This window comes from Acidovorax sp. LjRoot66, from assembly GCF_964253305.1.
GTDB lineage: Bacteria > Pseudomonadota > Gammaproteobacteria > Burkholderiales > Burkholderiaceae_C > Acidovorax.
The window spans coordinates 161637-175289 of the sequence record NZ_CAXUQU020000002.1 but is presented as its reverse complement, the minus strand read 5'-3'; the positions used below and the strand labels follow the sequence as shown (position 1 = coordinate 175289).

General features: G+C 62.4%; 9 protein-coding genes. 7 read left to right on the top strand and 2 right to left on the bottom strand.

Translation table 11 applies throughout. The annotated features are described in order from the left end of the window. Positions 1-27: 27 nt before the first annotated feature. Positions 28-840, bottom strand: a complete 813-nt coding sequence (locus tag ACSQ3Y_RS33080) for a hypothetical protein (protein ID WP_436180307.1) — start codon at positions 838-840, stop codon at positions 28-30. A gap of 122 nt (positions 841-962) precedes the next feature. Between ACSQ3Y_RS33080 and istA the strand changes: the two genes are divergently transcribed. Further along, positions 963-2495, top strand: coding sequence for an IS21 family transposase (gene istA / locus ACSQ3Y_RS33075; protein WP_436180306.1), 1533 nt, complete (start codon positions 963-965; stop codon positions 2493-2495). Then, complete coding sequence (gene istB, locus ACSQ3Y_RS33070) at positions 2488-3384, top strand: IS21-like element helper ATPase IstB (RefSeq protein ID WP_436180305.1); 897 nt, start codon at positions 2488-2490, stop codon at positions 3382-3384. Before istA ends, istB begins: the two co-directional genes overlap by 8 nt. 84 nt (positions 3385-3468) lie before the next feature. On the opposite strand, the gene ACSQ3Y_RS33065 is transcribed toward istB, so the two are convergent. Further along, positions 3469-4554 carry a hypothetical protein gene (locus tag ACSQ3Y_RS33065; protein ID WP_436180304.1) on the bottom strand — a complete coding sequence of 362 codons (1086 nt, stop codon included), beginning with the start codon at positions 4552-4554 and terminating at the stop codon, positions 3469-3471. A 225-nt stretch (positions 4555-4779) separates the two neighbouring features. Between ACSQ3Y_RS33065 and ACSQ3Y_RS33060 the strand changes: the two genes are divergently transcribed. The 5 genes from ACSQ3Y_RS33060 to ACSQ3Y_RS33040 all read left to right on the top strand — a co-directional run bounded on the left by ACSQ3Y_RS33060 (position 4780) and on the right by ACSQ3Y_RS33040 (position 13630). After that, complete coding sequence (locus ACSQ3Y_RS33060; RefSeq protein WP_436180303.1) at positions 4780-5052, top strand: hypothetical protein; 273 nt, start codon at positions 4780-4782, stop codon at positions 5050-5052. A gap of 46 nt (positions 5053-5098) precedes the next feature. Further along, entirely contained in the window at positions 5099-6379 is a 1281-nt protein-coding gene (locus ACSQ3Y_RS33055; protein WP_436180302.1) for a metallophosphoesterase, read from the top strand. Positions 6380-6402: 23 nt separating this feature from the next. Next, positions 6403-9885, top strand: coding sequence for an AAA family ATPase (locus ACSQ3Y_RS33050; RefSeq protein ID WP_436180301.1), 3483 nt, complete (start codon positions 6403-6405; stop codon positions 9883-9885). Positions 9886-10259: 374 nt separating this feature from the next. Then, positions 10260-11414 (top strand): AAA family ATPase, encoded by a 1155-nt coding sequence (locus tag ACSQ3Y_RS33045; protein WP_436180300.1) that lies wholly within the window; start codon positions 10260-10262, stop codon positions 11412-11414. Further along, positions 11411-13630 (top strand): S8 family peptidase, encoded by a 2220-nt coding sequence (locus tag ACSQ3Y_RS33040; RefSeq protein WP_436180299.1) that lies wholly within the window; start codon positions 11411-11413, stop codon positions 13628-13630. The genes ACSQ3Y_RS33045 and ACSQ3Y_RS33040 overlap by 4 nt, the downstream gene beginning before the upstream one ends. The last annotated feature ends 23 nt before the right edge of the window (positions 13631-13653 follow it).

Here is a 13653-nt window from a genome sequence, read left to right as displayed (position 1 = left end):
TGACTGGTAGGAGTTACGGATAAGTTCTTAGTCGACCAGCCGCACATTCGAGGTGGAAGGGGACTCGGTGCCTTTGTTTTGCAGCATCAGCACCTGCGTGAGCAGCGAAAGGGCCTGCATGCTGCGGTCCGAGTCGCTCGCGGCCGGTGCGAGCGGAATCCCGTAGCTGTTGCCTAAGTAATCGACCTTGACCGCCGCTGGCGCATGCGCATTCTTGTCGATGCGGAAGAAGACGTATTCCTTGACGGACTTGGTGTCTGCGACTGGGCCGGTGAACGCGCCCACGGGGAACTGTCCTTTCACGGGGATCTCTGTTTCGGTGCTGTCCTTTTTGCTGCGGCCGTCGATCTGTGCGCGCGCGACCTCGCCGAGGTAGTACAGCATGGCCTCTGGGGAACGCAGCACAAGGTTCGCATGAAATGTAGAGCCACCCGAAGCACTGGGGGACAGGGCGGGGGCCTCACTGCGGCCAGCCTCGGCAGAGAACAGGCCTTTCATAACGGGATCGGAGCTACCGGGTGCGCCCGGCAGACCCTTGCATTGCCGGTTTGGGCCGAACTTGTCGTTCAGCTCGAACTCCTGGCCCTTTGTGACCTTAGCCAGACGGTAGAGGGTGGATGTCTTGATTTCGGCGCCGGTGGAGTCTACGGGCACCACCGACACACCGGCGGCTTGCAGCTGTGCCATGCCGCGGAGATCCTTCAGCTGGTCAGTGCCCAGAATGGCGCCATAGGGTGTTGCCTTTGAGGTGGACTTCAAGCCGATGGAGCAGTTGCCCAGTTGGTAGACGGCCTTCTGAAAGTCGCCGAACCGGCCTTCGTTCTCCGGGTAGTTCTCCATTCGCTCGTAGTGTTGGTGCCGATCCAATCTTGACCAGCTAAACCGCAAAGTGCCGATCCAATATTGACCAGGGTGTTCCACTGACCTGCTGAGAATTTCAGCAGGGATTCAAGGTGATCACCATGGACATGATTGGCAAGGTCAGGCGCATGAGGCTGCGCGACAAACTCTCTCTCAGCGAGATCGCAAAGCGCACGGGCCTGTCGCGCAACACGGTCAAGAAGTGGCTCAAGGCGCCGAGCGATGTTGTGCCGAAGTACGAGCGGGTGAAGCTCGATGGCAAGCTCACGGCGTTCGAGCCGGCCCTGCACCAGGCGCTCACGACCGACAGCCATCGTCCCAAGCAGGGACGGCGCAGCGGCCGAGCCTTGTTTGCTCAGATACAGGCCCAGGGATACCGCGGCGGGTACAGCGCCGTCACCGACTACATCCGTCGCTGGCGGGTAGAGTCGGCAGCCAGTCCGGCCAAGGCGTTCGTTCCGATGAGCTTCGAGCTGGGTGAGGCCTTCCAGTTCGACTGGAGCGTCGAAGCCATGGTCGTCGGCGGCGTGTTCTACAACGTGCAAGTGGCGCACCTGAAGCTGTGCGCCAGCCGGGCCTTCTGGCTGGTGGCCTATCCCAGCCAGGGCCACGAGATGCTGTTCGATGCCCACACTCGCTCGTTCCAGGCCCTGGGCGGCGTCACCCGGCGCGGCATCTACGACAACATGCGCACTGCCGTGGACAAGGTGCAACGCGGCAAGCAGCGCACGGTCAACGCGCGCTTCGCAGCCATGTGCAGTCACTACCTGTTCGACCCCGACTTCTGCAACGTCGCCTCCGGCTGGGAGAAGGGGGTGGTGGAAAAGAACGTGCAGGACAGCCGCAGGCGCATCTGGATCGAAGCCGCGACCCGTCGCTTCGGCTCGTTCATCGAACTCAATGCCTGGCTGAGCGAGCGGTGTCGTTCGGTGTGGAGCGACACCACGCATCCGATCCACCGACAGTTCACCGTGGCCGAGATGTGGGAGTTGGAGAAGCCTCACCTCATGTCCATGCCGGCCCCCTTCAACGGCTACGTCGAGCGGCTGGCCCGGGTCAGCAGCACCTGCCTGGTGGCCGCCGCGCGCAACCGTTACTCCGTGCCGTGCGAGTGGGCCGGCCACATCGTCAGCACCCGCGTCTATCCCGAACGAATCGATGTGGCGGCCGCGGACGCCGTCGTCGCGAGTCACGCCCGGCTGCCGGGCAGCGGCCAGACCAGCTACGACTGGCAGCACTACATCGAGTTGGTGCAGCGCAAGCCGGGCGCATTGCGCAACGGCACGCCGTTCCTGGACCTGCCGGCGCCGTTGCTGCGTTTGCGCCAGTCGCTGCTCAGGCACCCTGGAGGAGATCGGGTCATGGCACAGGTGCTGGCCGTCGTGCCGCAAGCCGGCCTGGAGTCGGTACTGGTGGCCGTGGAGCTGGTGCTCGAAGGCAGAGCGCCCAGCGGCAGCATCAGCGTAGAGCATGTGCGCAACGTGTTGGCCCGCTTGAACAACCCGGCCACGCCGGATCAGGCGCAGACATCCCTGCGACTCACCCAGGCGCCCAAGGCCGACACCGCGCGCTATGACCGGCTGCGCCCCACCCACCAGGATCATCTGGACGGGCAGGAGGTGGGCCATGCGTGAGACCTCCATCGATGTACAGGCCCAACTGAAGGCGCTGCGGCTCAACGGCATGGCCACTGCCTGGGCCGATCTGACGGAGCAAGGCGGCGATACGACCTTGGCTGCATCACGCTGGCTGGTGGAGCATCTGCTGCAGGCTGAAGATGCTGATCGGGCGATGCGCTCCATCGCCCACCAGATGAAGTCGGCACGCTTCCCCATGCACCGCGACCTGGCTGGGTTCGACTTTACGGTCGCGCAGGTCGACCGCGCGTTGATCCAGAAGCTGGCGGACCTCTCGTTCACGCAGGATGCGCAGAACGTGGTGCTGGTCGGCGGCCCTGGCACTGGCAAGACCCACTTGGCCACGGCGCTGGGAATTGCCGGGCTCACTCGGCACGCCAAGCGAGTGCGGTTCTACTCCACGGTCGATCTGGTCAATGCCCTGGAGCATGAGAAGAGCCAGGGCCGTGCCGGACGCATCGCCATGAGTCTGGCGCGCATGGACCTGGTCGTGCTCGACGAGTTAGGTTACCTGCCCTTCAGCCAGGCCGGTGGTGCCTTGTTGTTCCACCTTCTGTCCAAGCTTTACGAGCACACCAGCGTGATGATCACCACCAACCTGACGTTCGCGGAGTGGTCCACGGTGTTCGGCGATGCCAAGATGACCACCGCGCTGCTGGACCGCCTGACCCATCACTGCCACATCATCGAGACCGGCAACGACTCCTACCGCTTCCGCCACAGCACGCACGAGGCCAAGGGGCGCATCAAGACCCGTGAGCAAACCAGGAAGGCAGCAGCGGCCCAGTTGAGCGAGGACTCGCAGGAGGGGCCCTCACCTGACGGCTCGGGAATACCAACTACCAGTTCAAAAAAAGGAGGACCTACCGAAGCATCCAACCTATAGTTATCCACAGCTGGCTTCTAATGGAACCAGCTCCAGCCCCTGGTCAATGTTCGACTGGCACTGCTGATCACGATTGCACTGGCGCTAACACTCAAACACGCAGTCAAAGAACACACTGGCTTCAGCCCAGCTCTTCTTTTCTTTCCACATCGAGAGGAACGACCGGCTCGCATCCACAGCACTCGGGCTGATCTGCATGGTGTGAAGCCCCAGGGCCTTCGGGGTGTCAGCCTCGTCATGCGTTGTGCTGGACTGCTTCGTATAACTGCGAAATTTTTGGATCTGACCTGGCTTGGCAAATCCGGGCGTGCCGCACATAGCACCGGTGTCCACTCCACGCTCGGCATGCGCGTTGGAAAAGCTGTCCTGCACCATGTGCAGCAGGGCTCCGATGGCTACCTTGTCCAGGTCCTTGCGCACTTCCACAATCCCCGTAGCAAATAGGTTCGTCGCAGTGATGTCGCCGGGGAAGTAGGCTGCCAACTGGCTGTTCCCCAGATCTCGGATGAAGGTGCCCGTTGGCGTAGTTCCAGCGGCTACGCCCCACAGAAACTCCGCCCACATCTTCATGCGGTCCACAGTTTCACCTGCCGTCTCGCCGTCGTACGCGCCCATGGAATGCATGAACTGGAGATCGCCGTAGTGTGAGCGGTACAGCATGTAGTCGCCAGGGCCGAAGGCGGGTGCTTTGACGTGGGACTTCTTCTTCGCCTGCGCGCCCGCATCCGAGAACATGCCCCACCAGCACAGAGGTTGTGAGGTGGAGCGCAGGGTCACGCTGACATCGCAGCCTTTAATACGCGGAGGCGACTTGCTATTGAGCTGAAACGGCGGGTCATCAGGCCACCGCACGCCGTAGAGAAGGACCCGGTGCTCCTTGACGGCTTCGATGGTGACGCAATCGCTCTCGAAGCCTAGGCTAGCATTGCACCCGATCGCAGCGAGCGTGATGGACTCGTGCACTGGTGACTTCATTATGGGAATAGTGGAGCCGACAAACCACTGCCCCAGATAGTCCAGCACCGGATTTCGGCCGAAGGTCGAAATCTTGCGATCCACATCGCTGACCTTGGGCAAAACCTGAAACGCCGTTGCGCTGGATGCCGTTATCAGCGCTGTCCAAAAGACAACCCCCGCGCGTAAACGCATCCTGCTTCTGGACTGCTGCATGTATGTATCTCTCTCAATAGTTTTCTTGTAGCGGCCCGCGGGACCTGTGTGGAACTATTGCGACATTTGCAAGAAATTGCAACATTGTTTTGGCACGCCGGATGTGCTTCTGATCGAGTTCAACATTTCTATTGCATACGGAAACATCCACAGATCCTGCAAATCTCGCTCACGGCGCGCAGAATCACAGTGCTGTAATTTCATCCAGTCATGCACAATCACTGCATGGAACTCGACCAGATCGCAATCGCCCTGTTCGGCGCACTCGCAGCCTGGCTGTCCCAGGCCCGCAGCGAGAAGCTCCGGCGCTGGGCCTGCATCTTTGGCATGCTCGGCCAGCCCGCCTGGTTTTACGCCGCGTGGAAGGCCGACCAGTGGGGCATCTTCCTCGTGAGCGTGATCTACCTGGGCGCGTGGATGCGCGGTGTCTGGGTCCACTGGATCGCCCCACCGACCGAGTCTGGCGTTGGAACCATCCAGATCATCCCCCGCAAGTGACGTTGCCGCGAGGTCAGGCCATGGGCAATCAACAGGAGACGCTCTCGTGAAATTCATCCACACCGCAGACCTGCACCTGGACAGCCCCCTGCGAGGTCTCTCCTCCTACCCCGATGCCCCCGCCGAGCGCCTGCGCACCGCAACCCGCGATGCCTTCGAGCGCCTGGTCACGGTAGCCATCGAAGAGAAGGTGGACTTCATGGTCATCGCCGGCGATGTCTACGATGGCGACTGGAAGGACTTCAACACCGGGCTCTTCTTCGTGCGCCAGATGGGCCGCCTGCGCCAGGCCGGGATCCCCGTGTACCTGCTCTACGGCAACCACGACGCGGACAGCGAGATGACCAAGGGCCTGGAGCTCCCGGACAACGTCCACACATTCGCCTCGCGCAAGACCGAGACCTTCCGCATCGAGCCGCTCAGGGTCGCCTTGCATGGCCGCAGCTTCAAGATCGCAGCCACCACGGAAAACCTGCTCCCTGGCTACCCCATGCCCATGGCCGGCTGGCTCAACATCGGCGTGCTGCATACCGCTCTCGAAGGCAACAACGAGCACGCCAAGTACGCTCCATGTTCGGTGGCCGAGCTCCAGGCCAAGGGCTACCAGTACTGGGCCCTGGGCCATGTGCATGAGCACTGGATCGAGCGCGGTGACACCACCATTGCTTACCCGGGCAATCTGCAAGGCCGCCACATCCGCGAGACTGGCCCGCGCGGAGCACTGCTGGTCAGCGCCGAAGGAGGCGAGATCACCGAGGTCGAACGGGTCGAAGTCGACGTGCTGCGCTGGCATGCCTTGGCCGTCGATGTCAGTGCTTGCGAAGACCTGCGCAGCGCCGTCCGGCTGGCGGGCCAGGCCATCGAGGATCTGCTCACCAACTCGCCTGCTGGTCTGCCTTTGGCAGTACGCGTGAGCTTCACAGGCCAATCCGGTGCCCACGCAGCCCTGGCCAGCGACGAGGGACAGCTGCGGCAAGAGATGATCGCCCAGGCCGTGGCGCTGGATCCGGACCGCATCTGGATCGAGAAGGTGCGCGTCGACACTACGGCGCAGGCGACACAGGCCGCCGGCCTGGAGGGCGAAGCCCAGGACGCGCTCAACGCATTGCAGGAACTGGCCGCCTCTGCCCACGCCGACCCAGAGTTCCTGCGGTCGCTCCAAGCCGACTGGCAGGCCATGCTGGAGAAGCTCCCGCATGACGTGCTGCTGGCATCTCTTGAACTCGCAGAGCTTCGCCAGGCAGATCCATCGCTCATTGCAGACCGGGTCCGCCAGGCAACCCCAGTACTCATGGCCCGCGTCGCCGGCGCCAGCGCCGCTGCCTGACCCCCCTACCCAGCTCGACACTCATGCGCATACGCGAACTCAAGCTGATCCGGTACGGAAAATTCACCGACCGCCACCTGTCGTTGCTTCGGCAGGCGAGGGACATCCACCTCATCGTGGGGCCTAACGAGGCCGGCAAGTCCACCGTCCGCTCGGCCATCGGGGACTGGCTGTTTGGCATTCCGGTCAGGACATCCTTGGGATTTCTGCACCCGATGTCCGAGCTGCGGATCGGGGGCGTGCTGGAGCGCATGGCCTCGGGCACAGCAGAGGACCAGCAGCTTGCCTTTGACCGCACCAAGGCCACCAAGAACACTGTGCGCTCGCCCGAAGACGCGGTGCTGCAGGACGCTGTGCTGCAGCCCTGGCTGGGCGGAATGCAGCTCCAGGCCTTTACGCGCATGTATGCGCTGGACCACTCCACACTCGTCGAGGGCGGCGCCGGCATCCTGTCGGCGTCGGATGATGTCGGACGGCTGCTGTTTCAGTCCGCCGCAGGCATTGAAGGCCTTGCAGATGTTCTGCAGAAGCTGGAGGCCGAAGCAGACAGCCTCTGGGGAACCCGGAAGGCCGGCCATCGGGTCTACCACCAGGCACACGAAGCCTACGAGGCGGCCGGCACCCAGTTCAAGCAGGCGGTGCTCAAGACCAAGGATTGGAAATCCCAGCACGACGCCTTGCTCGCTACCGAGCAGGCGCTCGCAGACGCACGCCAACGCGACCGGGATACCCGTCAGCAGCTGAACCAACTGGAACGCATTCGCCGCGTGCGGCCCATGCTGCAAGCGCTGGATGCTGCGCAGGCCCAAAGGGAAGCACTGGGCCTCACTGACGACGTTCCGCTACTGCCCGAGAACGCATCCTCCACCATTCGGGATGCGGCCCAGGCAATGGCGCTGGCTCAGGTAGAAAGCCAGCGCCTCGAACAGGAAAGCTCTGCGCTTCGCACACAACTGGATGGCATCCACGTCGACCAGGCTCTGCTGTCTTTGGCTGCGGATATCACCGACCTCAACGAACGCAGGCTGCAGTACCGCAGCCACAGGGCGGACATCGTCAAGCGCACCGAAGAGATCCAGATGCACTGGACTCGGGTGAAAGAACTCGCCGGCGGTCTGGGTTGGACAACCGACACCGAAGACGCCGTACGCAAACGCCTGCCGGCCATGACCACGCGCAGCCGCCTGGTGAGCCTGCTCAAAGAGCGGGGCGCACTGAACCAGCAACTGCGCAGCGCCCAATCCGCGCTGACCGATCGCGAGCAGCAGATGGAGCAGGCGCAGCAAGCGCTGGAGCGCCTGGTTGCGCGCGAGGTACATCCAGGGCTGGCAGGCACTGTCGAGAAGGCGCTGAAGCTTGGCGACCATACCGGAGCAGTCTCCCAGCTAGTTCATAAGGCGGATGCACAGAGGACATCCCTTGCGGCTGCCCTGGTCGGCCTTGGCAAGTGGCGAGCCGAGCCGGACGCTCTCGCAGGCATGCTCGTGCCCGACGACACAGTTGTGCAGGGCCTGCTGGATGAGGGCCGCACTGGAGTCGCAGAGGCCCAGGCGTTGCAAGACGCGGTAGCGACTAAGGCAGAGGAGTTGCAACGCCTGGAGTTGGAGCTGCAGCAGTTCGTCCAGGACTTCCAACCGGTGACCCGAGAACAGGTCGACGAGGCCCGCCAGTCACGAGACCAGGAATGGAGAGCGATCAAGGCCGCGCCAAGCGAGCTGATCGCCAAGGCCAATGCCTATGAGCAATGGGTGGGCAAGGCCGATGGGCTCGCTGACACCAGGCTTGATCGCGTCCAACATGAAGCGACCCACCGGTCCAGGGCCGAACGCATCGAGCATGTGCGTCTGGAGTTGCAAGGACTGCAGGTACGACTGCAGGGTGCGAATGACCGGAATGAGACCCGAGTGCGCCAATGGCAAACCTTGGCGGAGGCGAGTGGACTGCCACAGCTGCCGCTAGAGATGGCGCCGGTGTGGCTGCGCCAACGCAGGACAATTCTGGAAATCAGTGCCGAGTTGGGCCAACTCGACCAGCAGCACAAGGATCTGGTGACCGCCGGTGTAGAAGTCGCAACTGCCCTCTGGTCGATGCTGGGCGGTGCCGCGGAAGAGGCCGAGAGGCCCATTCTTCACGACGGCCTGCAGCGAGCACGCAAGCTGCTGGCTGCTGTCGACCAGGCGCAAGGCCAGCGCAGCGCGCTGGAGCAGCAGGTGGCCGACGCCCAGAACAGCGTTCCCAGACTGCAAAACTTGGTGCAGCAAGCGCAGTCAGCGTGGAGCGAGTGGGAGACCGCCTGGCAGGCGGCCGTGAAAGCCGCAGGCTACGAAAGTGCGGCGACCGCTGTCCAGATCGAAGCGGAGTTCGAAGCAGTCCAGGAGGTTGAACGGTTGCTGACCCTGATCCGGAGTATTCGCAGTGAGCGCATTGAACCCATGCAGATGGATCTCTCCGACCTGAAAGCGTCCGCAGATGCCCGTGCTCAGCGTGTCGCCCTGGACTTGGTCGAGCAGGATGCCGACGTGATCGCCCAGGAACTCTTCGCCCGTCTCACGACCACCAAGCAGTCCGAGAAGACGCAACGCGAACTGCGGGCCAAACAAGCCCAGGTCGAGGCGGAGCTCGCCGAGGTCCAGCAGCGCCAAGCGACTCAAAACGCGCGCTTGGCGCCATTGATGGCCACGGCAGGTGTGGACGATATCAACACGCTCGCCGCGGCAGCGGAGCAGTCCGAACAGCGCCGAGCCTTTGAAGCCAAAGTCAGTGCTGCCCAGTCCGACCTGGTGCATGGCGGGGACGGGCTGGGCCTGGACGCACTCCGCCAGGAGGCGCAAGGCGTCGCTCCCGACGAGCTGATGGGAGAGATTGAGCGACTGGGCGCACAGTCCGCGCAACTGGTGGACGAGATCGCTCAACTGAGCAACCAGCACGGAACCCAGCGCAAGGCCTTCGAGGCTCTGGACGGCACAGACGCCGCAGCGAGGGCCGATGCACGCCGCCAGGAAGCGGTGGCTTCCATGGCGGATGCGGCCGAGCGTTACCTCAAGCTGCACACAGCAGCCCGCCTGCTGAAATGGTCGATGGAGAAATTCCGCGAGACGAGGCAAGGCCCGATGCTGGCCAAAGCCTCCGCAACATTCAACACCCTGACCTTGGGCTCGTTCGAGCGCCTGCTCGTTGACTCCGCTGACGAGAAGCCAAGGCTCTTCGGGATCCGCCCCAACGGCGCCCAGGTTGAGGTGTCGGGGATGAGCGAAGGATCCCGGGACCAGCTGTATCTGGCGCTGCGCCTCGCGGCCCTGGAGCTGCAGATCGAACAAGGTCTCAACATGCCGCTGATAGCGGATGACCTGTTCATCAACTTCGATGACCGGCGCACCGCAGGCGGGCTGCAAGTTCTGGGTGAGCTGTCGAGGAAGATGCAGGTGATCTTCCTGACCCACCATGATCACCTGGTGCCTCTGGCCAGGGAGGTGCTTGGTGACGAGCTCAATGTTGTGACACTCTAAAGATTATGGGTTGAAAGAACGCGGGGTTGGGTAGTGGCCCGCGCTGCATTGAACATAAATGTTCTAGTGACCTATCGATAGCGCTTCGTCGCTTGGTCATCGCCTCAGGCGTCCAAGTGACGCATGCCTTGAGCTCCCCGCCCTGATAACCCTCACGCACTGGTGGTGTCGGTGGCATGTGCGTGTGGGTAGAGGCCCACCCGCTCCAGTGTCTCCGCAATGGCCATTCCGACCCACAGGCATACACAGGCGTCCAGAACATGTCTTTAGCCAGCAACACCAGGAAGCACGAAAACGTGCGAAAATTCATCTAGTCCGTTTTTAAATTTAAAAAACTCTTTTCAAATCAATGTATTACGCAAATCTTGGACGAAATGAATGATGCTCAGTCAGATTTAGCCCAGCTGATCCGTCTTGCACTTGCAGAGCAGACGGAGGATGTGCGGCTGTTTGTGGCCCGACTCGTGCGCAAGTATCGCAACACGGATCCGGAACTAGCTGAACAGATGGACTTGTACCTCCGCGCGAAGGCGCCCCGCGCAAGCACTCCAATGCGCAAGGTCGCGCCGCCCGCTTCTCCGGCACAACCACTTCCGGTCGATGAAGAATCAAGGTTGTCGCTGCTGAAGGTCTTCAAGGACGACCCTAATCGTGAGCAACCGCTGCTGTCTCTGGACCTGGAAGAAACCTTGAGCCAGTTGATTCAGGAACGCCGGCAAACAAAGCGCTTGGCATCGATGGGCCTGAACCCCACGCGTTCGGCCATCTTCGTCGGCCCGCCCGGCGTCGGCAAGACGCTGACCGCGCGTTGGCTGGCGTCTCAACTGGGTGTGCCGCTGTATGTACTCGACTTGACCGCCGTCATGAGCAGCCTGCTCGGGCGAAGCGGGAGCAACCTGCGCGCCGCACTCGACTTCGCCAAGCGCAGCCCCTGCGTGCTGCTGCTCGATGAAATCGACGCCATCGCCAAACGCCGCAGCGACGACACCGACATTGGCGAATTGAAGCGCCTGGTCACGGTCATTCTGCAGGAAGTCGATGAATGGCCTGCTACCGGCTTATTGCTAGCGGCTACGAATCACGCGGAACTGATCGACCCGGCGCTGTGGCGTCGCTTCGACTTGGTGATCAACTTCAAGGCGCCGGAAATGCCTGCCGTCAAACAGGCGATCAAGCGCTTTCTCGGGCCGGACTATGCGTTATTCGGCCGCTGGATCGACATCCTGACCTTCGCTTTCAACGGCGAGTCGTTCAGCGACATCGAGCGGGATCTCCAGCGTTTCCGGCGCGCTGTTGCATTGGGCACGGCTTCGGACGCCGATCTGATCGAAGAGTTCGTCAAATCGCGCGCATTGGTTCTGGAACGCCAAGGCCGCATCGATCTGGCCGTCCTTCTGGCAAAGCAAACCCGCCTGTCGCAACACACCATCTCCGACATCACAGGCGTCAGCCGCGACACGATCCGCAAGTACACCAGCGAGCAACCGGTAGCAGCGAAGAAGACCTCGAAAGGAAAGCCTGAAGCATGAGCCAAACCAATTTTTTGATCGGGCGCGGCGAGCTGCTGACGCATGACATCAAAGGGCCGAAGCGCATGCCAGGCAAAGCGGAGGTGTACTCCTTCGCACAGGCCGCACAGCGACTGACACCGCAATTCGTGGCGACCGCAACGTCCCTGGACGCCTTGCCCCCGCACGCTTGTCCTGGCGACTTCGGGGTCGCCCGACTGACGATGAACCCCAGCTACATCGCCCGGTCGTTCTTCCCAACGGCGATGCTTCGCACCGTCGGCCTGGAATCGGTCGGTAGCCGAACCGTGAAGGTGACACCTGGCGGCTGGACCAAGAGGGGCGAGCCACAGGAGTGCACGACGACAGAACTGTTTGTCGCCGGCAAACGCCAGGCATTTCGCCATCTCAATGAATGGACTCGGCAGATCGAGCCCGAGTCAGACGAAGCGTTGGACCTGGCGCACATCGAGCAGTTTTCCGCCTTCACGCCTCGCGAGCGCATCGCCGACTATGGCAGCCCCAAGGATCGCTTCTTTGAGGTCGGTATTCACCTGCTGCCAGATGAGAGCCGCCTGTTCGTCCAGCAGGCCTTCGTGAAGTACGCCAAGGAGGTGAGCGTCAAGGTTCACAGCGACCTTGGCTTCACAGCGGGCAACCTGTGGTTCGTGCCCGTCGAAGGCAAGCACGACCACATTGAGCGGCTTGCCGAATTCGTCTTCGTGCGCGTCATCCGTCCGGTGCCCAAGCTGCGAGGCATGCGGCCCGTTCACCGAACGGGCGAGGTGACGGTTGGATGTAGCCTGCCGACCGAACAGCCGCTGTCTTCAGAGCCCAAGGTCGCCATCCTCGACGGCGGTCTGCCCAAACAACATGCCATCGGGCCGTGGTTGCGCTCCTACCGTGTCCTGGACGAAAACGCGCAGGACGATCCGGCGGGTCTGGAGCATGGCTTGGCCGTCAGCTCCGCTTTCCTGTTCGGTCCCATCCAGCCGAACGGCGCCGCCAGCCGCCCGTTCGCCTACGTTGATCACTTGCGCGTGCTCGACAAGGACGCGGATACCGAAGACCCGCTGGAGCTGTACCGCACCCTGGGGTTCGTCGAGCAGGTCCTGCTCTCGCGGCAGTATCAGTTCATCAATCTCAGCCTCGGTCCTGACCTGCCGATCGAAGACACCGACGTACACGCCTGGACGTCGGTCATCGACGACCTGCTGAGCGATGGCGACACCTTGATGACCGTGGCCATTGGCAACAACGGCCAAATGGACCGGGCTTCCGGCAACGCCCGCGTGCAGGTGCCTTCGGACTGCGTCAACGCGTTGGCCGTCGGGGCAGCCAATGACACTGAAGCCACCTGGGCGCGCGCTCCATACAGTGCAATCGGCCCTGGTCGCAGCCCGGGGGTCATCAAACCTGACTTGATGGCGTTCGGTGGCAATGCCGGGAACTACTTCCATGTGCTCTCACCGGGAAAGAAGGCTGCGCTCTCGCCGCAGCTGGGCACTAGCTTTGCTTCTCCGTATCTGTTGCGCAGCGCGGTCGGCATTCGCGCCATCCTGGGAGCCGAGTTGTCGCCGCTGGCGATCAAGGCGCTGCTGGTCCACGCCGCAGACGCTGCGACGCACGACAAGCTCGAAGTCGGCTGGGGCAAGGTGCCCGAAGACCTGATGAGCATCATCACCTGCCCTGAAGGCGTCGCGCGCGTGGTCTACCAGGGAGAGCTGAAGCCGGGCAAATACCTGCGCGCCTCACTGCCATTGCCCATCGGCGGCCTGAAAGGCAGTATCCGCCTCAAGGCGACCTTCTGCTATGCCTCGCCGACCGATCCGCAGGACGCCGCCGCGTACACGCGCGCAGGCCTGGAAGTCGTTTTCCGTCCCAGCGACGAAAAGATCAAGGACGGCAAGGCCAACGCCGACACCAAAAGCTTCTTCGACATGAAGAAATACGCCACCGAGGAAGAGCGGCGCTCTGACATGGGCAAATGGGAAACGGTGCTGCACAGCGCGAAGAACATGCGCGGCGGCACCCTCAAGAACCCGGTCTTCGACATCCACTACAACGCGCGCGAAGCTGGCCATAAGGCCAACGGTGCCGAGAAGATCCGCTACGCACTGATCATCACAGTCGAGGCCCCCAAGCATGCCGACCTCTACAACGAAATTCTGCGCGCCTATGCGAAGACGCTGGTGCCGATCCAGCCGCAAGTGTCGTTGCCGATTCGCATTCGTTAAAACGAACACAGTCACCCTGATCC